Origin of the sequence: Pedobacter sp. (assembly GCF_035317785.1) — a bacterium.
Taxonomy (GTDB): Bacteria; Bacteroidota; Bacteroidia; order Sphingobacteriales; family Sphingobacteriaceae; genus Pedobacter.
Genome location: NZ_DATHGC010000021.1, coordinates 1 through 5,764 on the forward strand (window position 1 = coordinate 1; position 5,764 = coordinate 5,764).

Genomic DNA, 5,764 nt, shown 5'->3' on the forward strand with positions numbered 1-5,764 from the left:
CCGGGAGAACCAGGTCATTGGCAAATAGTGCCGGCGAAAGGACCCTTGCCAATTTGCGATCTGCCTTCACTCAATATTCAATTGCTCCACCGGAACAGTCATGACGGGGATTCGACCCACGGCCGATACAGGTCGGGTCAACAACAGACATGCAATCGCCAGAGCCATCGGCTTTCTCGCGTTACAAACCAGGATGAGACCAGAATTAATCATTATTCCATACTGCATCGTTGCCCGGGCAAGATTACCCCCCTTTACCAGCTTACATTTCACTTCCAGGTTGGTATTATTCTGAAGCAATTGACAGGCTTTTAAAAAGAACTCATCCCCGGATTCATTCTTACTATCATTTACGACACCGACAAGATGTATCTTCGCCCTGAAAAGTCTTGCCAGCCGGACAGCCAGCACGAGCTTGCCGGCCGGCAAAAATTGTTGCACCGGTAGAATAATATCTTTCAAAACCCGGATATCGGCATGCCCGGGTAAAGAAAGAACCGGACATGCCAACCTGCGGGAAAGCATGTTGGACCGAATCATTGTGATTGGGGCCGAAAGGAACGAACCTTCTCTTTTCCAGGTAAGAACGAGATCAATTTGATTCGTTTGAGCATATAACAATGCTTCCTTCCCGGGCTGGTTCTTCGTAATATGAATATGCAGAAACGATTTGCTTCCCAAAAAAGGCCGATAGGTATTCTGCAGGATCCATATTTTGCTTGGCACGTAGTCGTTTTGGCTATTGTCATCCAATCCGCTAGTACGGTAAATCACATGAATATTGGCCTGGAACTGATTTGCTGTTTCAATAGCCGCCATGAAGAACAGGTCAGGGTCTTCAGGCAAATCAATAAGGGCAAGGATATTTGCAAACGTTTTTTCCATAAAAATCTATAAGTCGGTGACTGGTCATTTTTTTTAATCGGGCTTCTCGGTCAAAAGGTATCCCTTCCCGGTAACGGTATAGATACATTTGTGACTGAAATCCTCTTCTATTTTTTTTCGTAACGAATTAATAAAGGCGGCTACTCTTCCTTCCTTAGCGCTACATTCCCTACCCCAGATGTTAGAGACGATCTCATCCCGTGACACGATCCTGTTCTTGTTCCGGATAAGAAACTGAAGAAGCAAGAACTCTCTTGCCGACAACAGGATCAGTCGGTCTCCCCGCCTGACCTCCTTGCTGTCCAGATCGACTAAAATATCACCCGCTGTTATCCGGCTTTTCCTCACAAAGGGTGTAGAATATCGCTTAGTCAATACTCTAATCCGCATCAGTAATTCCCTGAAATCCTCTGACAACAAAACGTAGTCATCCACACCCGCCTGAAAAACCTCGAATCCGCGAACGGTTGCCTCGGAGGACACCATCATCAGGGGCATATTACTATTTGTATTCCTTATATACTGACATAGATCACAACCATTCATGTCCGGCAAATGAAAGTCTATTAAAGCCAGATCATAAGCGTGCTGATTAAACAATTGTCGGCCCATGTTCCCTTCCAGAGCCACATCCACGTCATAATGTTCCTGCACCAATACTTTGCAGATCTTGTCAGCCATGAACTTTTCTCCCTCTGTCAGGAGTATTCTTTTCCCATGCATAACAATTCCTTTTGATGAAAAATGTTAATCAAATAGTGGAGCAATAAATACTTGGAGATCTTACTTAGACAGAGGGAGGGCCCCGAAGAGGATGAACAACACTGTTAGAATAGAGAAATACCTGGCGGAAAGAATTAAATTCTCTTTTACAATCGATAAAGACAGGAATTATTCCAACTTCGGGTGAAAGCAGCGAAAATGTGGATTTGAGTTCATAGCGCTTGTCAAGGGAAAGCGAGGAAATGTTCCTATGGTCAAGCAAGGAAGATTCATTACGAACAGAAGACTCAGCATGAGGGCCCTTACAATGACATGCCTTAAATGGCCTGGAAGAGAAATTGGCGCAGAGGTAAAATTTATGAGATAACTGTGAGCCAAAAAGGACAAAGTACAATACAAATAGTACGCCTTTGAATATAACCCCATACTTTTTATGTCTGAAAAGGCTCATGGTGTTTTCTGATTCTCCCTTAACGGGCTAAGAATCCATTAATAAAGCTACTATATTTAACGAAATAAAAACGGATTTATTTCCAATCCAGGCTAACTATCTATCTTTCCTTGTTCCCCCGGGCTGTCCAGGATCTTCTCCAATTGCCCCGTTTCCATGAAAAAATGGTACCTTTATTAGAGATAATCTTCTTGAAGAAGAGTCTAATAAAACATGTGTTTTGGGAAACATAGATGGCGCCGGTCTGCTTTTAAATGCACACTATCAGTAATTGGTCTTGTTCTTTTTACTGTCCAGCTTTCCTATAAGTTCTACCTCTTTGCCAGTATACCGGTCATTCAATTGACGCATGACAGTATTAGCTACGCAGCCAATCTAAAAAGCCACCCCGCTACTCCGAATTATCATAGCTATGTCCACCTGCTGCTGGATAAAAGATACGATTATAAGCATACCTACACCCTGATCACTCCTCAATTTCAAGTCCAACATTTCCGGGAAAAGAGTATAAAGCTCTTTGATATATTTCCTGCTGCAGCTATCTCCACCACCCATCCGGCAGCTCTATTTAGAGGCCCGCCTGCCATTAGCGTCAGTTAAAATCGATCCCTTATAAGAAGAAGAAGTTCTTTCTTTTGAATAGAAAGAACATTGTATTCACATAACTATTTAAAACTACAGTTATGAAACCGATTATTTTTCAACCCGTTCGGAAGAAATTTCTTCACGCTTTTAAGATTATGCTTTTGCGGGCCATTCTTACTGCCATGGCCGTAACCGGCATCTTCGGCTTTACGCGGGGACCGCTAGTAACGGGCAATAAAGAACTACCCGCCAGCATTGCATCCTCATTCTCGGCTAAATATGCAAATGCAAGGGTAAAAAAATGGAAACAACGCGATAGCGAATACCTCGTAAATTTCACGATGGACAAAAAGAAATGTCTTGCATTTTACACCTGCGGCGGGGAATGGATAAAAACAGAAATATCCCTGCCCCTGTCAAAAGACCTCCCTTTGCCTGTCCGGGAAAGCCTTCTGAATGATGGCTATGGAAGCTATTATATAGATGCCATCAAAGAAATTGTTTCGGCGGGGCAACCAGTTTACCTTTTACATATCGACGATGGCCCTTCACTGGATGCCGATCATTACGATGCATTCAAAAAGGATTATAAGCTGAGTTTCGCACAGAACGGAGTGCTGAAAGACAAACAAATTCAGAAATAATTGAAAAAAAAATGCCCCCTCCTGGAAAAGAGGGGGGAATAGAATCATATTGTAAATAAAAATCTTGAGGCAGGCCGAAATTATAAACTAGTACCCAAAATTCGCTCCTTTGATCATTAAAAAGACGGACAATTTATCGAAACTTTGTTAATTCAGGTCTTCTTTCCTCTTTAGTTATAGCAAGGAGTTTAATTTTGTTTTAACCAGGCTTAACAAACATTTGGGCAATGCCTCTATAATTTTATAGAGGCATTTTCGATGATATAATACCCATCTCTATGAAAGAAACTTCTCAATCCAATCAGGACCCAAAAAAGTCGACTTATGAAACTTAAAAAAAACGACATCACAACCTGACGCTGCCAACTGGCATTTCTTTCGCGAGGAAAACGCAATCTGGAAAATCAATTTATAAAATGAAAAAAAGTGCCCCTTGTGACCCTGAAACGCTCACTAGGTTAAACAGTCTAGCGGGTAAACCTCCTTTTTGTACCTGGCAGCGGCAGAAGGATAACGATCTTTTATAAAGATTCCTCCATTACAATACATCCGAAACTATTTTCGCCATATAATTAAAAAACATGAATCCTGCGCTGGAAAAATTTGTAATCCAAATTACAGAAAATAAAGAATTTAAATGCCCTGTCTGCGGCTCTTCAAGATATGTAACCGATCAGGGTAACCATGAACTGACCTTTCATTGCTCCTCCCCGGAAGCAAGATTCTGGGACTTTGAAAGAGGCACGCAGGAACAAAACAATGCTAAACAACATTGGGATCAATCTATGCTTGAACTATTCCTCACCATGGAAGATGTCATGAGATTTGTCAGCGAAAATGGATCGTCCCAGGAACTTAATTTCATCTCCGGCAAATCCGGCAATAACTGACAGCTAAAAGATGTTGGACGGGCTTCAATGCCATATTGTAATCGGATTAGATAGTATTCACTATTTGTCAGACCTTCAGCAGAATGAATCAAGGCAATCCATTCGAAACTAAAACTGTTCAGGAAGTTCTCAAGGAACTTAATGTAGAAGCAGGAAAAGGGCTCACCGACACAGAAGTGAAATTGCGCCAGAGTACTCTCGGCTTAAATGAAGTATTGGAGGAAAAGCAATCGATGATCCTTGTTTTCCTGAAGCATTTTTGGGGTCTGACCGCCATTATGCTGGAAATAACAATCGTCGCATCATACTTATTGCACAAGTATGCGGATGTATATCTGATCAGCGGATTGATGTTATTTAATGCCACCATTGGTTTTGTGCAGGAAAGAAAAGCCGCCAGAACAGTAAAGGCCTTAAAAAGTAGTTTGCAGGTATTTGTCCGTGTATTAAGAAACGGGACATGGTCGCAAACATTGGCCAACCAACTGGTACCGGGAGATATCATAAGAATCCGAACGGGTGATTTTGTTACGGCAGATGTAAAAATAATCGACGGCATTGCAGGATCTGATGAGTCAGCCCTGACTGGAGAGTCGAAAGTGATCGGCAAAAAAGAGGGTAACATATTATACGCTGGGTCCCTGATCAAAAATGGAGAATCAAACGGGATCGTGGTGGCCACCGGTATAAAAACGTTTTTTGGAAAAACCACGTTATTGATCCAAAAAGCCAGGCCCCGCCTTCATATGGAGGAGGTAGTTGCAAAAGTCGTCAAGCTGCTTTTTGTTATCGTAACAATTTTTCTGTCGGTTACTCTTATTATATCTCTGCTGAAAGGGGAGAGTTTCATAGCCATTTTGCCTTTGGTGCTCATTTTATTGGTGTCGGCTGTTCCCGTAGCCCTGCCGGCAATGTTTACTGTCAGCATGGCAAAAGGGTCGCAGCAATTGGCAGCAAAAGGCATACTGGTAAGCCGATTGAGCGCTACGGAGGATGCAGCCACACTTACTAATCTTTGTATCGACAAGACTGGCACTCTCACCAGGAACGAATTGTCGGTTCAGGAGATAATGGCTACTACTTCCTTTGCCACCAGCGAGGTACTTCAATATGCGGTGCTGGCCTCGGTCGCGGCAAATAACGATCCCATTGATATGGCCTTCCTGCAGAAAGCAGATATCGAGAAAACAGACCTGCATGGTTTCAACAAAATTTCCTTCACCCCTTTCACTGCTGCCCTGAAAAGAACAGAGGCTATCATTGAAAATGAGGGTATGCAATTTAAAGTGATGAAAGGTGCGTATGGCACCATCAAAGGTCTGAGCAATTTTCAGGACCCCGATTTGACAAAAAGGTAGAGACATGGGCTGCTAACGGCTTACGAACATTGGCAGTCGCCGTAGAGCGGGATGGAATCTTAACAATGACGGGCATCGCTGCGCTGATAGATCCACCTTTGCCTGGTTCTGCTCAAATGATCCGGGATATAAAAGGGCTGGGCTTGAATATAAAAATGCTCACCGGTGATGCGCTGCCTATCGCCAGGGAGATTGCCAGGCAGGTAGGCCTGGGAGATGATATTGTTT

At 43.0% G+C, this 5,764-nt stretch carries 7 protein-coding genes; 5 read left to right on the forward strand and 2 right to left on the reverse strand.

Annotated features, from left to right (window positions below; translation table 11 throughout):
• Nucleotides 1-66: 66 nt before the first annotated feature.
• Nucleotides 67-885, reverse strand: coding sequence for a hypothetical protein (locus VK541_RS01825; RefSeq protein WP_324366340.1), 819 nt, complete (start codon nucleotides 883-885; stop codon nucleotides 67-69).
• 33 nt (nucleotides 886-918) lie between these two features.
• Nucleotides 919-1,608 carry a response regulator transcription factor gene (locus VK541_RS01830; RefSeq protein ID WP_324366342.1) on the reverse strand — a complete coding sequence of 230 codons (690 nt, stop codon included), beginning with the start codon at nucleotides 1,606-1,608 and terminating at the stop codon, nucleotides 919-921.
• Between the two features lie 664 nt (nucleotides 1,609-2,272).
• Here VK541_RS01830 and VK541_RS01835 point away from each other — a divergent pair.
• The 5 genes from VK541_RS01835 to VK541_RS01855 all read left to right on the forward strand — a co-directional run.
• On the forward strand, nucleotides 2,273-2,659 hold the full coding sequence (locus tag VK541_RS01835; protein ID WP_324366344.1) for a hypothetical protein: 387 nt from the start codon (nucleotides 2,273-2,275) through the stop codon (nucleotides 2,657-2,659).
• Between the two features lie 83 nt (nucleotides 2,660-2,742).
• Entirely contained in the window at nucleotides 2,743-3,288 is a 546-nt protein-coding gene (locus VK541_RS01840; RefSeq protein WP_324366346.1) for a hypothetical protein, read from the forward strand.
• A gap of 581 nt (nucleotides 3,289-3,869) precedes the next feature.
• Complete coding sequence (locus VK541_RS01845) at nucleotides 3,870-4,178, forward strand: hypothetical protein (protein ID WP_324366348.1); 309 nt, start codon at nucleotides 3,870-3,872, stop codon at nucleotides 4,176-4,178.
• 83 nt (nucleotides 4,179-4,261) lie between these two features.
• Nucleotides 4,262-5,536 carry an HAD-IC family P-type ATPase gene (locus tag VK541_RS01850; protein WP_324366350.1) on the forward strand — a complete coding sequence of 425 codons (1,275 nt, stop codon included), beginning with the start codon at nucleotides 4,262-4,264 and terminating at the stop codon, nucleotides 5,534-5,536.
• A 29-nt stretch (nucleotides 5,537-5,565) separates the two neighbouring features.
• Nucleotides 5,566-5,764, forward strand: a 199-nt coding sequence (locus VK541_RS01855; protein ID WP_324366352.1) for an HAD family hydrolase, incomplete at its 3' end; no start/stop codon positions are given.